General features: G+C 66.4%; 14 protein-coding genes and 1 pseudogene. 6 read left to right on the top strand and 9 right to left on the bottom strand.

What is annotated here, in order from left to right; all coding sequences use genetic code 11:
• The first annotated feature begins 2 nt into the window (after positions 1–2).
• On the top strand, positions 3–2,789 hold the full coding sequence (locus L1F31_RS04355; RefSeq protein WP_265419457.1) for an ExeM/NucH family extracellular endonuclease: 2,787 nt from the start codon (positions 3–5) through the stop codon (positions 2,787–2,789).
• Between the two features lie 134 nt (positions 2,790–2,923).
• Here L1F31_RS04355 and L1F31_RS04350 read toward each other — a convergent pair whose 3' ends face one another.
• Genes L1F31_RS04350 through mdlC form a run of 4 tightly spaced genes read right to left on the bottom strand, consistent with a single transcriptional unit; the run spans position 2,924 to position 8,619 of the window.
• The gene (locus L1F31_RS04350; protein ID WP_265419456.1) at positions 2,924–4,117 is read right to left on the bottom strand and encodes a PrpF domain-containing protein; all 1,194 of its coding nucleotides are present in this window, start codon (positions 4,115–4,117) and stop codon (positions 2,924–2,926) included.
• Between the two features lie 28 nt (positions 4,118–4,145).
• Positions 4,146–5,462 carry an MFS transporter gene (locus L1F31_RS04345; RefSeq protein ID WP_265419455.1) on the bottom strand — a complete coding sequence of 439 codons (1,317 nt, stop codon included), beginning with the start codon at positions 5,460–5,462 and terminating at the stop codon, positions 4,146–4,148.
• 45 nt (positions 5,463–5,507) lie between these two features.
• Positions 5,508–6,971 (bottom strand): benzaldehyde dehydrogenase, encoded by a 1,464-nt coding sequence (locus tag L1F31_RS04340; RefSeq protein WP_265419454.1) that lies wholly within the window; start codon positions 6,969–6,971, stop codon positions 5,508–5,510.
• Positions 6,972–6,981: 10 nt separating this feature from the next.
• Positions 6,982–8,619, bottom strand: a complete 1,638-nt coding sequence (mdlC, locus tag L1F31_RS04335; protein WP_265419453.1) for a benzoylformate decarboxylase — start codon at positions 8,617–8,619, stop codon at positions 6,982–6,984.
• Positions 8,620–8,769: 150 nt separating this feature from the next.
• Here mdlC and L1F31_RS04330 point away from each other — a divergent pair, with 150 nt between their 5' ends.
• The gene (locus L1F31_RS04330; RefSeq protein ID WP_265419452.1) at positions 8,770–9,540 is read left to right on the top strand and encodes an IclR family transcriptional regulator; all 771 of its coding nucleotides are present in this window, start codon (positions 8,770–8,772) and stop codon (positions 9,538–9,540) included.
• A 16-nt stretch (positions 9,541–9,556) separates the two neighbouring features.
• Here L1F31_RS04330 and L1F31_RS04325 read toward each other — a convergent pair whose 3' ends face one another.
• Entirely contained in the window at positions 9,557–9,943 is a 387-nt protein-coding gene (locus tag L1F31_RS04325) for a DUF1304 domain-containing protein (protein WP_265419451.1), read from the bottom strand.
• Complete coding sequence (locus L1F31_RS04320) at positions 9,940–10,203, bottom strand: DUF2277 domain-containing protein (RefSeq protein WP_265419450.1); 264 nt, start codon at positions 10,201–10,203, stop codon at positions 9,940–9,942. Before L1F31_RS04320 ends, L1F31_RS04325 begins: the two co-directional genes overlap by 4 nt.
• A 100-nt stretch (positions 10,204–10,303) precedes the next feature.
• Here L1F31_RS04320 and L1F31_RS04315 point away from each other — a divergent pair, with 100 nt between their 5' ends.
• Entirely contained in the window at positions 10,304–11,053 is a 750-nt protein-coding gene (locus L1F31_RS04315) for a GTP pyrophosphokinase (protein ID WP_265419449.1), read from the top strand.
• A gap of 4 nt (positions 11,054–11,057) precedes the next feature.
• Here the strand turns inward: L1F31_RS04315 and L1F31_RS04310 are convergent, their stop codons facing one another.
• Positions 11,058–11,621: a dihydrofolate reductase family protein gene (locus L1F31_RS04310; protein ID WP_265419448.1), complete on the bottom strand. Its 564-nt coding sequence runs from the start codon at positions 11,619–11,621 to the stop codon at positions 11,058–11,060.
• A 199-nt stretch (positions 11,622–11,820) separates the two neighbouring features.
• Between L1F31_RS04310 and L1F31_RS04305 the strand changes: the two genes are divergently transcribed.
• From L1F31_RS04305 to L1F31_RS04295, 3 genes are all read left to right on the top strand, one after another.
• Entirely contained in the window at positions 11,821–12,579 is a 759-nt protein-coding gene (locus L1F31_RS04305; RefSeq protein ID WP_265419447.1) for an SDR family NAD(P)-dependent oxidoreductase, read from the top strand.
• 61 nt (positions 12,580–12,640) lie between these two features.
• Positions 12,641–13,666 carry a type IV toxin-antitoxin system AbiEi family antitoxin gene (locus L1F31_RS04300; RefSeq protein ID WP_265419446.1) on the top strand — a complete coding sequence of 342 codons (1,026 nt, stop codon included), beginning with the start codon at positions 12,641–12,643 and terminating at the stop codon, positions 13,664–13,666.
• Complete coding sequence (locus tag L1F31_RS04295; protein ID WP_265419445.1) at positions 13,663–14,448, top strand: nucleotidyl transferase AbiEii/AbiGii toxin family protein; 786 nt, start codon at positions 13,663–13,665, stop codon at positions 14,446–14,448. Before L1F31_RS04300 ends, L1F31_RS04295 begins: the two co-directional genes overlap by 4 nt.
• 6 nt (positions 14,449–14,454) lie before the next feature.
• Here the strand turns inward: L1F31_RS04295 and L1F31_RS04290 are convergent.
• Together L1F31_RS04290 and L1F31_RS04285 are read right to left on the bottom strand one after the other, a co-directional pair.
• Positions 14,455–15,957 (bottom strand): annotated as a pseudogene (locus tag L1F31_RS04290) (multicopper oxidase family protein).
• Positions 15,954–16,358, bottom strand: coding sequence for a hypothetical protein (locus L1F31_RS04285; protein ID WP_265419444.1), 405 nt, complete (start codon positions 16,356–16,358; stop codon positions 15,954–15,956). The pseudogene L1F31_RS04290 and the gene L1F31_RS04285 overlap by 4 nt, the downstream one beginning before the upstream one ends.
• Between the last annotated feature and the right edge of the window lie 135 nt (positions 16,359–16,493).

Here is a 16,493-nt window from a genome sequence, read left to right as displayed (position 1 = left end):
CCATGAAGGTCACGACCACTCTGTCCTGCGCCGCGACGCTCAGCCTCGTCGCAGGTCTGTCCCTCCCGCTGTCCCCCGCCGCCGCAGCCCCAGCAGCCACAGCCCCGGCCGCCGCCGACGACTCCATCCACATCTCCGAGGTCGCCTACACCCTCGAGACCGACTTCATCGAGATCGCCGCCGACCCCGGCACCGATATCTCCGGATGGACGTTCGGCTCCGTGACCCGCGGCGGCAGCGTCCAGGCACAGGAGAACACGATCACCGTGCCGGAGAACACCACGGTCGGCGATTCCGGTGCCGTGGCCGTGGAGGTGCCGATCACGAACTCCGTCAAGGCAGGCTCCGCCGCCGACGGCGAGTACGGCTCCAGCGCCTACGTCATCGATGACGAGGGCGAACTCCAAGACTTCCAGCAGATCGGCGGCATCGTCGGCGGCAAGGGCGTCACCGGCACGAAGAACACCTTCACCCCCACCCCGGTCATCGGGCAGGAAGCCGAACCGACCGGCGCGACGGCCGCAGGCGGCCAGTCGATCCAGCTCATCGGCGATGCGTGGAAATCCGCCGCACCGACCCCGAATGCCCTCCCCGACGGAGACGACGGAGACGGTGGAGACGACGGCGGCGAAGAACCGGATCCCGAAGGCATCACCCCGATCGCCGATATCCAGGGCACCGGGGACGCCAGCCCGATCCAAGGCAAGACCGTGACCACCCGCGGCGTCGTCACCGCTGCTTATCCCGACGGCGGGCTCAACGGCTACTTCATCCAGACCGCCGGCTCCGGCGGCGCCGACGATGAGACTCCCGGGGCCTCCGACGGCGTCTTCGTCTACTCCCCCGACACCGTCGCCGACGTCACCATCGACGACCACGTCGAAGTCACCGGCTCCGTGTCCGAACGCTACGGACAGACTCAGATCACCGTGTCCGGCACGGGTCTCACCGCGATCGATGAGCCCGCCGAGGCGGTCAAACCGGTCGAAGACGCCTTCCCCTCCGATGCTGCCGCACGCGAATCCCTCGAGGGCATGCTGCTGCAGCCGAGCGAGTCGCTGACCGTGGCCGACACCTACAATACGAACACCTACGGCGAGGTCGTTCTGGCCACCGGCGAAGGCACCCTCCCGCAGGCCACCGACGTCGAACGTCCCGGCACTCCCGAGGCGAAGGCCCTTGAAGCCGAGAACCTCGCCCGTGAGGTCGTCCTCGACGACGGCGCCACCGTGAACTACCTGAAGAACGACAAGGACGTGCCGCTGCCGTACCTGAGCACCGACGCCCCGGTGCGCGTCGGAGCGAGCGCCTCGTTCACCTCGCCGGTGGTGCTCGGCTTCGACCACGAGAAGTGGCGGTTCCAGCCGACGACCCGTCTGACCGGGGACAACGCCGAGGCGGTGCAGCCGACGAACTTCACCGACACCCGCACAGATGCCCCCGAATCCGTGGGTGGGCAGGTCAGCCTCGCAAGCTTCAACGTGCTCAACTACTTCACCACCACCGGTGACCAGCTGAACGGCTGCCAGTACTACGACGACCGCGAGGGCAACCACATCACCGTCCGCGGCGGCTGCGATGCCCGCGGTGCCGCGAATGCCGAGAGCCTCAAACGGCAGGAGACGAAGATCGTCACCGCGATCAACAAGCTCGACGCCTCGGTCATCTCGCTCATGGAGATCGAGAACTCTGCGGCCTTCGGCAAGGACCGCGATTCGGCGCTGAAGACCCTCGTCGAGCGTCTCAACGAGGCGGCCGGAACGCAGAAGTGGAATTTCGTCCCCTCCCCGGCAGAGGTGCCCGCCGATGAGGACGTCATCCGTACGGCCCTGATCTATCAGACCGCCGAGGTGGCCCCGCAGAACGCATCGACGATCCTTGACGACGAGGGTGCGTTCTCCAATGCCCGCGAACCCCTGTCCCAGGCGTTCGCCCCGAAGGACGGTGCCGGCGAGGTCGAGGAGGATAAGACCTTCGTGACGATCTCCAACCACTTCAAGTCCAAGGGATCGGGTTCCGGACCGGGCAACGAAGACAGCGGCGACGGTCAGGGTGCGTCGAACGCCGATCGTGTGAAGCAGGCGACTTCCCTCGTCGACTTCGCCGGTCAGCAGCAGGAGGCCGCAGACAGCGACCTCGTCTACCTGCTCGGTGACTTCAACTCCTACACTCAGGAGGACCCGATGCAGGTCTTCTACGAGGCCGGATACAAGGATGTCGCCGCGGAGAAGACGGATAAGTCGACCTATCTCTTCGGGTCCCGCACCGGCAGCCTCGACCATGTGCTGGCCCTCGACGCCTCAGGTGAGAGCGACGGCAACGACGACGCCGGTGACACGGCGACCGCTTTCGACTCGATCACCGGGGCCGATGTCTGGAACATCAATTCGGTGGAGGCTCTCGGACTCGAGTACAGCCGGTTCAACTACAACGTCAGCGACCTCTTCGCGCCGGATCAGTTCCGTGCCTCGGACCACGACCCCGTGGTGGTGGGGCTCTTCGGTGATGACGACGAGGGCGGCGACGACGCCGGAGCAGATGCCGACGATGATGCGAACGCCGACGCCGCTGACGACGCCGACGGCGCTGACAATGCCGAGGGCGGGAAGAACGCCGACGGCTCAGCCAACCACAACGGCGGCAAGAACGGCGGCAAGAATGCCGGAAAGAACGGCGGAAAGAACGGTGGCAAGAACGGCAACCACTGGGGCAACCGCGATGGCGATCACCCCGGCGGGAAGAACGCCGGCAAGAACGGAAACCCGTGGGGAAATCACACAGGGAGCTGAGTCCCTGAATACTCACCCCTGAAACCGTGCCCGGCAGTCTGATGACTGCCGGGCACGGTGTGTTCGGTGGGATGAATGGTCGGAAGCCGCCCCGCGGGGGTCGCGACCATCGCGGCCACCCACGCCGAGGCGGCTCAGTCCCGGACGGCGACCTGTCCGCGCATGAGCACTCGTGCCGTGCGGAAGAGGGACGCGGCCGTCACAGACCCGTCGTCCGCGCGGACCGCGGCGGCAGTGACCACGCCGGACGGCGTACCCAGCCGCACCTCGGGGCTGACAGCCGCACCCACATCCTCAGAGCCGTTCCCAGCACCACTCCCAGAACCGTCCCCGGCCCGCGATCTCTCGATGATGACGTTGATGATCGTTCCCGGCACCTGAGCGGCCGCTGCCAAACACATCGCTCCCGTGCCGGGCACGGCCTTGTGCGTCTGCCCCATCGAGATCATCCGCACGACGACATCAGCGGAATCCGTCGCCAGCGTGGTCCCGTCGAGCAGCCTCGTCGGCATCGGCGGGGCGACGATGGCGACCTTCGGCACGACCTGCGGTGCCTCCTCGGGGCTGGCACACAGTCCCATCCGGACCGCAGCGTTGCGGCGCAGGTCCGCGATGACCCGCATCGACGGTGCGTTCGCGTCGATCTCCTCCGGCGACTCATCACCGTTGAGACCGACAGCGGCGGCCGGGACGATGACCACCGGCAGGGTCGCGTCGACGAGCGAGACGTCGAACATGCGTCCATCCGCGTTGATCGACTCGCTCACCTGCCCGGTCGGCAGCAGACCCGAGGTGCGGCTGCCGGCGGGGTCGGGATAGATGAGTTCGACCGGGGCACCCGTGCCGTTGACCCCGGGCAGCACCAGCTCCCCGTCGACCTCGGCCTGCCCGCCCACGACGTTCAGACCCACGTCGACGAACTTCGCGGTGTTCGTATTGAACAGGCGGAAGACGTGCCATCCGTCGGCTGCGGTGACCAACCCGACCGACAGGGCGAACGGGACGACCCCGGACGACAGATTGCCGCAGTTTCCGGAGTAGTCGACGTCCGCCTCGGCGACGGAGACCTGACCGAAGGTAAAGTCGAGGTCGACTCCGTCCCTCGCCGAGGCGGCCACGACCATCACCTTCGACAGGGAGGAGATTCCCCCGCCCATCCCATCGAGCTGGCGGCCGAAGGAATCCGGTGATCCCAGCGCCGAACAGAAGATCGCATCGCGGGCCGACGTATCCCCACCATCGCCCACGGGCGGCAGCGCATCCTCGCGGAAGAACAGGCCTTTGCTTGTGCCGCCGCGCACGAACGCGGCATCGATCCAGCGGGTCATGTCTTCAGGGTAGTCAACCCCGCTGACGTCACTTCACCGATCTCGGCACGATCGCCATGGCTGCGAACCCGAGGACCGCGACGACGGCGAAGAGGTAGAAGCCCCACGGGTAGGCGATGCCGGCGGTGACGAGGGCGCCGGTGATGAACGGTCCGACGATCGCGCCGATGCGACCGATGCCGGACGCCATCCCGAGCGCGGTGCCGCGGGCCTGGGCCGGGTAGATCGCGGACACGAATGCGTAGACGAGCACCTGTGCGGAGAAGACGAAGACGCCGGTGACGAAGACTGCGAGATTGAGCAGGACCTGGCTGGTCATCGGGATGGACAGGGCGGCGAGGAAGACCGCGGCGAGGATGAACCACATGAGCACGATCTTCTTCGTCCCGTGCTTGTCGGCCAGCCAACCGGCCAGGACGAGTCCGACGACGGCTCCGATGTTCATGACGAAGAGCATGACGAGGGAGTCCGAGACCTCATAGCCGGCGTCGGCCATGATCTTCGGCAGCCACGTGTTGAGGCCGTAGACGAGGAGCAGACCCATGAAGCTCGCCGCCCACACCCCGATGGTCACGAGCGCGAGTCTGCCTTCGAAGAGTCCGGCCATGCCCGTCTTCGCCTTCGTGTCGATGCGACCGCTGGGGTCGATCCGACCGCTGGGATCGACTCGACCGCTGGGATCGACGTCGTCGCCCACCGTCGCCGAGGCGGCCGCAGGGTTCTTCTTGATCTGCTGAGCGATGAGGAACGCCTCGGATTCGGGCAGCTTCCAGATGAGGAGCGGAACCATGAGCAGTCCCGCGACTCCGCCGGCGATGAAGAGCAGGTGCCAGTTGTGGGAGTAGGCGACGGCGAGCAGGGAGATCGCGACGGCTCCCGCGTGGTAGCCGGTCATCGTCAGGGTCGTGGCCTTGCCGGTCTTGCCGGACTTGTTGTATTCGCTGATGTAGGCCAGGGCACTGGGCATCACGGCACCGAGGAAGATTCCGGCGATGAACCGGAACGTCGTGAACAGCGCGACGCTCGGGGCGAAGGCGACGAGCAGGGTGAAGATGCTGAAGCCGATGACGCAGGCGATGATCGCCCATCGCCGCCCGATCCGGTCGACGACGGGTCCGACGGCGACGGCACCGAGGCCCACGCCGACGAGGCTGAGCGTGGCCACGAGGGTGGCCGCCTCGGGGGTGAAGCCGAGTGCCTGCGTGGCGAGCAGCTCGGGGATGACCGCGCCGAGGACGACGAGATCGAAGCCCTCCAGGGCGACGGCGAGCCAGCAGAGGACGGCCGGCCACCTGCCCGCCGGGGTGACGGCGGGCATGGGCACGGACGGGGCGGATGAGGACATCGGTGTCTCCGGATCAGGTGGTGTCGTGACTGGGAAGGGCAGGTATCAGAACGGGTACGGCGCGATCGTCGAGCGCATCGTCACCCACTGGGTTTCGGTGAAGGCTTCGATATTGGCTTCGGCACCGCCGAAGCGCGAACCGTTGCCGGAGTCCTTCATCCCGCCGAAGGGGACGTTGGCCTCATCGGAGACGGTCTGTTCGTTGATGTGGACCTTGCCCGTGTCGACGAGGTCGGCCAGGTCCATGGCCATGCCCACATCGCCGAGGATGCCCAAGGACAGTCCGTATTCGCTGGCGTTGACCATCTCGGCGGCCTCCTCGAGAGTGGAGAAGGTCGCCACCGGGGCCACGGGTCCGAAGATCTCCTGCGTCCAGGCCGGGTTCGACGGGCTCAGGTCGGTGAGCACCGTGGGCGGGATGAAGGCACCCTCTCCTGCTCCCCCGGCGACGAGGCGGGCCCCGTCGGCGGTGGCCTTGTCGAGGATGTCGCGGACGTGGGTGCGCTGCTTCTCGTCGATGATCGGCCCGATCGCGACCTCCTCGGTGGCGGGATTGCCGACAGGCAGGTTCCGGGCGCGTTCAGCCAGCTGCTCGACATAGTCGTCGACGATCGATTCGTGGACGATGTGACGGCCGGTGGTCATGCAGATCTGGCCCTGGTGCATCCACGATCCGAAAGCACCCGCCGAGGAGGCCGGACCGACCTCGGCCCCGGGCAGGACGACGAGCGCATTGTTTCCCCCGAGTTCGAGGTGGCAGCGTTTGAGGAGGCGACCGGCGGCCTCCCCGACCTTGCGTCCGGCCGCGGTCGAACCGGTGAAGGAGATGACGGAGACCTCGGGGGCGGCGACGACGGCCTCACCGGCGTCGAGCCCGCCGGGCAGGACCTGGAGGACGCCTTCGGGCAGTCCCGCCTCGGCGAAGATCCTCGCAATGGACACTCCCGCGCACACGGCGGTACGGGGGTCAGGTTTGAGCAGGACAGCGTTGCCCAGGGCCAGCGCCGGGGCGACCGAGCGGATGCCGAGGATGAGCGGGAAGTTGAACGGGGCGATGACGGAGACGACCCCGGCCGGCACGCGGCGGGCGAACGACCAGCGGGGTTCGTTCGAGGTGAGCACCTGTCCTTTCGGATGGCTGGGCAGGGCGGACGATTCGTAGCAGATCTGTTCGGCGGAGCTGATCTCGAGGCCTGCTTTGGCCGGGATGGAGCCGGCTTCCCGGATGATCCAGTCGCTCAGCTCCTCGGCGTGTTCGGCCCACAGGGCTCCGGCGCGGCGCAGCACGGCGGCGCGTTCGGCCGGAGTTGTGCGGGCCCATTCCTTCTGTGCGGCGGCCGCGCTGGTGGCGGCGGCGTTGACGTCATCAGCACTGGCCGCGCCGAGGCGGCCGAGGGTCTCCCCCGTCGCGGGTTCGACGACGTCATAGGCCTCGCCGTTCCCGGCGGTCCAGATGCCGGTGAAGATCTTCTCGTGCCAGTCGGTTCCCAGGAAACTGCTGTCGGTCATGGTCGTGTCCTCACTTCTTCTCGGGGCGTGTCTTTTCGGTGTTCACTTCGATGAGGCTCGCCTGCCCGCGGACGCTGCGCTCCTGCGCTGCGGTCAGCTGGGAGGCGAATTCTGCTGTGGTGGCGGCGTGGGCGGCGTGCATTCCGTAGCCGGTCGCGATGGAGACGAAGTCGACCTCGCCGAGGTCGAGACCGGGCGCCTTGTCGACGCCGAGCATGTCCGCGAACCAGTCGAGTGCGCCGTAGGTGCCGTTGCGCAGCAGGACGATGATGACGCCGATGTTCTCCTCCACTGCCGTGCGCAGGGCGGAGATCGAGTAGTGGGCGGAGCCGTCGCCGATGATCGCGACGACGGGACGCTCGGGGTCGGCCAGGGCCACGCCCATCGACGCGGGCAGTCCCCACCCGAGTCCGCCGGAGGCCGGGAAGAAGTAGGAGCCGGGCAGGCGCAGGTCCATCTGCGCCCAGAAGGCCGCGTTCGTCGAGGTGGATTCGACGACGTAGCGGGTGTCGCCCGGCATCGTCTCGCGCAGGCCCGCGAAGACCTCCTCGGGGTGGAGGACCCCATCGCTCGCCGAGGCGGCCGGACCGGGGATGGCCCGTTCCGGTGCCATAACGCCTGAGTCGGAATCCGTGGCGGTCGGATCGGAATCCGCCACGGTCGCGACATCGAGGGATGCTGCGAGAGCGAGGATCGTCTCGACAGGGTCGGCGATGAGGGCGTCGCCGAAGGGAGCGCGGGCGGCGGCTGCGGTGTCCTCGCCGATCTGGATGAGTTCGGTGGTCTCGGGCAGGTACAGTCCCGGCTGCCACTGGTGGTAGCGGAACACCGGTGCCCCGATGACGAGGGCGAGGTCATGGGCACCGAGGATCTCGCCGATCGGGGCGATGCCGGCGGGCAGGACTCCGCGGAAGTTCGGGTGGTGGTTGGGAAACGGCAGTCGCGCCAACGATGGGGCTGCCCAGACGGGGAGGTCGAGCGCCTCGGCGAGGGCGATGGTCGTGGCCCAGACGCGCTCGTCGTCGACCTCGGGGCCGAGGACGAGGACAGGTGCCTCGGCGCTGCGCAGCTTGCCCGCGAGTTCGGCGATCGCTTCCGGGTCGACGGTGCGGGCGGTGGCGACGTGGCGGGAGAGTTGGCGGATCCGCTCGGCCGGCACCTCGGCGTCCCAGTCGTCGTAGGGCACGGAGAGGTAGACGGGACCGTCTTCGGCGGCGAAGACGGATTGCGAGAATGCGCGGGGAACGTCATGAGCGCTCAGGGGTTCGAGCGATTGGTGGACGAGGGGTTCGGCGAGTTTCGCGGCCTGCACATTGGCGAGCATGACCTCGGGGCCGATCATGTCGCGGACCTGCTGACCGGCGGTGATGACGAGCTTCGACTTCGAGATCGCGGAGTTCGTCAGCGCTCCGAGTCCGTTGCCTGTCCCGGAGGCGGCGTGGAGGTTGATGAGTGTGGGCCGATTCGTGATCATCGAATAGCCGTCAGCCATGGCCACGACTGTGGCTTCGTGGAGGCCGAGGATGTAGCGGGCGGGCAGATCCTTGAGGAACGGCAGCTCATTGGAACCGGGGTTGCCGAACATTGTGGTCATCCCATGGAAGGTCATGAGTTCGTGGACTGCTTGGCGGACCGTGACTGTCGTCATCGACGTGATGCTCCTTGAAGTGGTGGTTCTGCGGGCACAGTCGATCACGGACTGTGGCGCACCTCTCGCCACATTAGTGACAGAGGACACGAGGGGCCATCATCGTCCCATTCATTGAGAAGTTTGCTGCGGAACGGCTAGAATCCGGGCATGGCGAACTCCAAGTCCGGCGACTCGATGATCGATCGCCTCGTCCGCGTGCTCGCATCGTTCGACCCCGATCACCAGAGCCTCAGCGCCGAGGAGATCGCCGAACGCGCCGAGCTGCCGAAGTCCACGGCGTACCGCCTGGTCGGCGACATGATGCGTCATGACCTGCTGCAGCGCGACCCGACCGGGCGGATCCGGATCGGCGTGGGGATGTGGGAGCTGTCGAATCGCGCCTCCGATGCCGTCGGGCTCGCCTCGGTGGCCAGGCCGCACATGATGGCCGTGCACGAATTCGTCGGCGAGAACACTCAGCTGGGGATCCTGCGGGAGCGGGAGGTGCTCATCATCGAGCGGATGTCGGCTCCGAATGCGGTCATCCACCGGTCGAAGACGGCCGGCCGTCTGCCGGCGCATGCCTCCTCGTGTGGTCTCGTGCTCTTGGCCTATGCGCCCAAGCACGTGCGGGAGGCCTATCTGCGGGGACCCCTGACAGCGATCACGGAGAAGACGACGACGGATCCCGCCGCGCTGCGCAGGATGTTCACCTCGATCCGTTCGCATCATTTCGCTGAGCTCTCCGGGCATATCGATGAGGGCACGACGGGCATCACGGTTCCGGTCTTCGACGCCGGCGGGCTGGCGATCGCCGGTCTCGGCGTCGTCATCGATTCGGAGCACAAGAAAGGAGTGCCCGCGATCATGCGGGCGCTGCGGACCGCCTCGGCGAGGATCACTCAGGACCTCGCCAACGATGACCGTGTCATCGTCTGACAGACTTCAGTCGAACTCAGATCAGCACCCCGACGAGCAGGCAGGCCACGCCGAGGAGGGGCAGCGTTCCCTGTTTGAGTGCGGAGGCGATGAGCTCGGGACTCGACAGGGCGAGGACGAGGGCGGCGGCGAGCATCGACCCGGCCCCGACGAAGACGAGGGTGAGCCCGACCTGGGTTGAGCCTGCCGCGAAAACGATGATGCCGATGAACACTGCGAGCGCGAGGAACAGGTTGTAGAAGCCCTGGTTGAAGGCCAGGGATTTCGTCGCTTCGGCTTCCGCCTCGGTGGTGCCGAAGGTCGCGCGGGCGCGGGGACTCGTCCAGGCCACGGATTCCAGGTAGAAGATGAAGACGTGCAGGACCGCGGCGAGACCCGTGAGGACGAGGCCGGTGATCGTCATGCGCGGGCGGCGAATCTGGCTCGTCGCTTCTCGGCTTCGACCTCACGGTTCTTCGGCGGGGCGTTCGTGACCAATGCGTCGAGGAGGTGCTGGGTGGCGTGGGCAATCTCGGCGACGGCGGTGTCGAAGGCTTCGGCATTGGCTTGAGAGGGTTTCGTCGTCCCGGCGATCTTGCGCACGTACTGCAGGGCTGCGGCGTCGACCTCCTCTGACGTCGCGGCGGGTTCGAAATTATGGAGGGTTCGAATGTTTCTGCACATGTCAGAACAGTACATCCCGGCACTGACGCAGAACAGGGTGTGAGTGCTGCACCGAAGCCGGATTCGGGGCGGCGCCTCGGCTCGATAGACTGATCGCACGATGGAGACCGGGAGAGACATGAAGGCAGAGGACACGGCGCTGTCGCCGCACCAGATCGAGAGCATCCGCACTCTGCGGCAGGACTTCTCGAGGATGCTCATGCATCACCGGTTCGTCGTCAACGAGGTGCTCACGAAGCTTGCGATCCTGCGTGAAGAGTCGGCCCATACCCACAGCTACAACCCGATCGAGCACATCTCCTCTCGTGTGAAGTCCCCGCGCAGTCTGCTGGAGAAGGTCCATCGTCGGGGCCTGCCGCTCGATGTCGATGTCATCCGCCGGAAGATCACGGACATCGCCGGCATCCGCATCACCTGCAGCTTCGTCGCCGACACCTATCATGTGCTCGAGCTGCTCACGGCCCAGGACGATATCCGGGTCGTGGAGATCAAGGACTACATCGCGAACCCGAAGCCCAACGGCTACCGCAGCCTGCACGCGATCCTCGAGGTGCCCGTGTTCCTCCACGGCGGCCCGGTCCCGGTGATCTGCGAGGTGCAGATCCGCACGATCGCGATGGATTTCTGGGCGAGCCTCGAGCACAAGATCCATTACAAGTTCGACGGAGATGTCCCCGATCGGCTCATCGCTGAACTCACCGAGGCGGCTGCGGCCTCCGACCAGCTCGACCGGCGGATGGAGCAGCTCCACTCGGAGGTCCGCGAAGGTGCCCCGGACATCGACTCCGGTGAGGACTTCGACGAGGAGGCTCTGCGGATCCTCTTCGAACTCAGCCGACGCGAGAGCTGAGTTATCACCGACGTTTCGGACGGTACGTGCGCCCGAAGCTGCGCGCGTTCGCCTCATCGATCGTCTCGAGCTCCCAATCGACGCGCCTGCCGCCGGGGACGTCGAAGATCCTGGTGCCGTCGCCGAGGAAGACCGGAGCGACGTAGACCTGGAGTTCGTCGATGAGGTCGACTTCGAGGGCCTGCCGGGCGATATCGGCGCTGATGATCTGGATGTCACGATCACCGGCGATGGCCCGGGCCTGCTCGATCGCCTCAGTGATGGTGCAATTCAATGCCGTCACCGAGGTGTCTCCGGCGAGCTCCTCGGGACGGTGGGTGAGGATGAATTCCGTCCCCGACCACGCACCTCCGTAGGGTTCCGAGGTCAGTTCGTCGCGTTCGTCGGCCTGTGCCTTGGCCGCGTCGTAGCCGCGCCGGCCGGAGATGATGATTGCGACCTTCGAGGCCATGTCCTCGGTGGTGCCTTCGGCGTTGGGCTCCGAGGCCGAGAGCCACGACATATCGTGCTCCGGTCCGGCGATGAACCCGTCGATCGAGGCGGTGAAACCCCATGCCACTTTTCCCATTGCTCCCCCTCGAATCGTTGAACGAGAAATCTGATTGCAGAATGCAACCAGTGAACCACCGTTTCGGACTGACAATCAATGCTCCGAGTGACCGAACAGTCCCGCACGGAGCGGAATGCATCCCGACTTTCCGCTGTTGTTCCTGGTGAGGGCCACATCAGCTGGGCTCCGCAGATTTTCGAGAAAGAAGGTCACCACCATGGCAGATTTCACGGATAAGGTCGCACTCGTCACCGGCGGCGGATCAGGACTCGGAGAGGCGATCTCCAAGGACCTCGCCTCGAAGGGCGCCAAGGTTGTCATCACCGACATCAACCTCGACGCCGCTCAGCGCGTCGCCGACGAGATCACAGATTCCGACGGAACCGCCTCGGCGATCCAACAGGACACGAGCTCGAAGGAAGACTCCGAAAAGGTCGTCCAGCACGCAGTCGACACCTACGGCGGCCTCAACTTCGCGGTGAACAACGCCGGCATCGGCGGCAAACAGCTCCCGGCAGGAGAGACCGACCTCGAATCCTGGGACAAGGTCATCGACGTCAACCTCAACGGGGTCCTCTACGGAATGCGATTCCAGATCCCGGCCATGCTCAAGACAGGCGCGAAGGACTCCGCGATCGTCAACATGGCCTCCGTCCATGGAACCGTCGCCGCGATCAACAACGGCGCCTACACCGCCGCCAAGCACGGTGTCGTCGGCATCACGAAGAACGCCGCCGCCGAATACGGCGCCGACGGCCTGCGCATCAATGCCGTCGGCCCCGGCTACATCACGACCCCGCTGCTCGAATCGAGCCTCGACGCCGAAGTCATCGAGGGCCTCAAGGCCAAGCATCCGCTCGGCCGTTTGGGCACCGCCGAGGAGGTCGCGAAGGTCGTGAGCTTCCTGCTCTCCGATGACGCCTCGTTCGTCACCGGCGCCTACTACCTCATCGACGGCGGCTACACCGCGGTGTGAGTGACTGATCGCCCGCGCACCCTGTGTTCAATATTCGGCAATGTTCAACTATCATGAACATATGTCGATCATTGAACACAGGGTTCGTGACACCCCGGCGTTCGTCGCGCACGCCGTCAACGAACTCGCCGAGGCGGGTCTGCGTGCCAGTTGGTCGGCGCACGCAGGTGATCTCGGACGAGCTGTCCCCGGTACGCTCACCATCGACGACGGACACGACCAGCACCCGTTCCCGGCGATCGCCGCTGCCACGGTGAATGCATCGGACATCACCCTCCTCCCCCATGACGAGCGAACGATCCTCATCACCGAGCGCGTGTCCGACGCACGAGCCGGTCAGCTGCGCGAACGCGGCTGGGGCGGCTTTGTGGACTCGGCGGGGAATGCCTCGCTGCGCAGCAGCGGGATCGTCATTGAGATCCGCGGTCGCCGCGCCGCCGGCCCGACTTCGACCCCCAGCGCTGCGGCCCCATTCACACGCGCAGGACTTCCCGTGACCTTCGCACTCTTGGCGTCGGCCGAGCACTTCGGCACCACTCCCGCCCAGCGAGCACTCGCTGAGACTTCGGGAACATCGCTGGGCACAGTCAACCGCGTCCTTCGAGCACTGCGCGATCGCACACCGCCCATGGTGGAAGGCAAGCGCAACAACCTGCTGCGGCGAGATGCACTCGAACGTGAATGGATCTCCGCATACTCGGCCCAGCAGCCGACGGCCTGGCCGGAGGAGCGCTTCACCAGTGACCTGTGGGCCACCCCCAACGACGTGCTCGACGCTGTCCTGCCTGAGGGCGCGCTCTTCGGCTCTGAAGTTGCCGCCGCCCGACTCGGGGCGCCGATTCGCCCGGCGACCGCGCTCATCCACGTCGACACCGACGACCGCGCGCGCAGAGAACTCATCCGCCGGGGGCGGCTGCGCAAGGATGAGCACGGGACGATCCGGCTCCGCCCGGCACTGTGGCGAACCCCGCCGGTTCCCACGGTGGACCATACCGTTCCCAGGCTCCTCATCCGTGCCGATCTGCTGCTCGAAGACGATCCGCGCACCGACGAGATCAGCGCCGAATTCGCACACGGTGAGCGATGATCGACCTCGCTGGGCACGAAGATGTGCCGGTTCCCGAGGACGTCCTCCGGGAACTCGCAGCGGCCTGCCGGACTGTGGGCGTCGAGTTCCTCGTCATCGGTGCCGCAGCCCGCGACCTCGTCATCCATTCTCAACAGCGCACCGCCCCTGTCCGCGCTACGAAGGACATCGACATCGCAGTCGCAGTCCGCGACGACGACCATTTTCGCGCGCTCACCCAGGTGCTTGCCCGCAAGGGCAGCGCACCGCACAAATTCACAGTGCTCGGCGTCGAGATCGATGTCATTCCCTTCGGCGGCAACGAGGTCGGCCGAGCGGTGACTTTCTCGGATGGCTCCGTCTTCGACGCCACCGGGATTGCAGAGGCCCATGCGACATCGGTGACGGTACGGCTGCCGAAGGGAACCGTGGTGCAGGTCGCGTCTCCGGCCGCGCTGACCGCGCTGAAGATCCTCGCCTGGAGTGAGCGCCACGAGGACAACCCCAAGGATGCCATCGACCTCGCGACCATTCTCAATGCGCTGTCCGAAAGTCCTTTCGATGACGATGTGTGGAACGATGACGAAGCTCTCGAGGCCACCGACGCCGACATCGTCGCGGCCGCAAGCTATCACTGTGCGAAGATCGCGGCCCGACCGTTCGCCCCGCCTGACGGTCAGAAAGTGCTCGACATCCTCGGCGAACCTGTCCAGCGGCGGCTGCTCATCCGGCAGATGCGCTCGGCGATGGCCGCTGACCTCGTCGACGCCTACGCCCGCGGATTCGCGGCGGGGCTCATCTGACCCAGCTCAGTGCTCGTGCCCGCCTCCCTCGGAGGCTCCCGGCACCCCGACCTCACTCTCCTGGTCCGGGTCGATGACGACGAACTGCCCCATCATCCCCTCGTCTTCGTGCAGCAGCATGTGGCAGTGGTACATTTACGGCAGATGCGGGTTCGTATAGTCCTCGAAGCGCATGAGCAGACGGTAGTCGCGGTTCGGTTCGAGGTAGATCGTGTCTTTGCGCCCGCTCATCTCCACCGGTGGTGCTTCGCCATCGACGTCGAGCACCTCGAACTGCACGTCATGGACGTGGAAGCTGTGCGGGATCGGCTGCCTGCTGCGCACCTCCCACACCTCCGTATCACCGACATGGACGATTTCGTCGATACGGTTCATGTCCATCCGTTCCCCGTTGATCTCCCTCTCTTCGAGCTCGAATGTCCGAGTCTTGACCGCATCGGCCTCGTCCAGGGCATCATGGTCAGCGTGCTCGGACGACGACCATGCGGGTTCGGGCGAAGGGGTCAGTGTCTTCGCAGCTCGGAATTCGAGGACGTCGAAGGAGTCGTTGCCGCCCATCGTCGCAGGCACCGCCACCCCGCCGAGGTCGACTTCTGCCGAGCGCAGCCGGACCGTCTCACCCGCGGTGAAGTCCACGACCACCTCGGCGCGCTCCCCCGGCGCCAGCCGGAGCCGGTCCACCTCGGCGGGTTCGTCGAGGAGCCCGCCGTCACCGGCGATGAGGTCCATCGTCCGGTCGGGGATCTCGAACGCGTAGGTCCGTGCTGTCGACCCGTTGAGCAGGCGCAGCCGCACCTTCTCCGACGTCACTTCCTGCACCCCGCCGATGGTTCCGTTGACCATGGCGGTGTCGCCGAGCATTCCGGGTTCGGCCCCGTCATGGGAGAGTTCGAGTTCGGAGTCGCCGGTGAACGACTTGTCCTGGACGATGAGCGGGAGGTCGTCGACTCCGTATTCGTGTGGAAGATCCGCCTCGGTGCTGGCGTCGTCATCGAGGATGACCATTCCCGCCAACCCCTGATACACGTGGTCCTCGGTCTGCCCGTGCGGGTGCGGGTGGTACCAGAGGCTCGCCGCGGGTTGGTCGATCGTCCACTGCGGCGTCCACGTCGCCCCGGACTCGATCATCTGATGCGGTCCGCCGTCCATCTCGGCCGGCAGGTGCATGCCGTGCCAGTGCACACTGGTGGCTTCGGGCAGTGCATTCTCGACGTTCACGGCGACCTTCTCTCCGCGCTCGGCCCGCAGGGTCGGACCGGGAAATGCACTGTTGAACCCCCAGGTCTTGGTCGGTCCGTCCTGACCGGGGAATTGTGTCGTCCCGGTCTGCGCGGTGAGGTCGAAGGTCCGCACCCCATCTTCGACGTGCGAATCGGCCAACGGTGGAATGGCCAGTTCGTTCGTGAACTCCGCCTCCGTCACCGAGGTGGTCGAGACTCCGCACGCAGCCAGACCGACCGCGACGACCAGTGAGACGGCCGCAACCGCAACGGTCCTGCGCGGTCTCATCGTTCCTCCCGCCGACCGAGCATCGCCTGGATGCCCGCGGCCGCCAGACCGGCCAGAGCGCCGACTCCGGCACCCATCGCCAGACTGGGGATGAACGCCATGAGCATGGCGGGACCGGCGCCGATCGCTCCGGTGCCGGCGAGCAGACCGCCGAGGGCGAGGGTGAGGACCCCGTGTGCCGCACCGCAGATCGTCAGGGTGAGCACGGGCCGGGCGATCCGCGCGAAGCCGACAGTCCCGATCCACACCGCACCGGTGAGACCGAGCAGGGTGAACGCGCGGACGGGTCCCTCGCCGAGGATGGGCCACAGTCCGGTCAGCGGCCACAGCAGCGCGAGGGAGGACAGACCGACGATGAGGGGCCAGGACAGGGGGCGTTTCGCATGAGTTGTCGTATTCATGCCCTCAACTCTCGTCTTCGGCGGGTTCCGGCACATCGGCCCCGAAGCGTCACTGCCGACCTCCCCGAGGCGAGCGCCCGATCGCCTGCAGGCGACCTGTTGATCGCCTGTGCACGACTGCGTCATGAGCGAAAG

This window comes from Brevibacterium spongiae, from assembly GCF_026168515.1.
Taxonomy (GTDB): Bacteria; Actinomycetota; Actinomycetes; order Actinomycetales; family Brevibacteriaceae; genus Brevibacterium; species Brevibacterium spongiae.
Note: the sequence above shows the minus strand (reverse complement) of the source record. Positions and strands in the feature narration are given on the sequence as shown.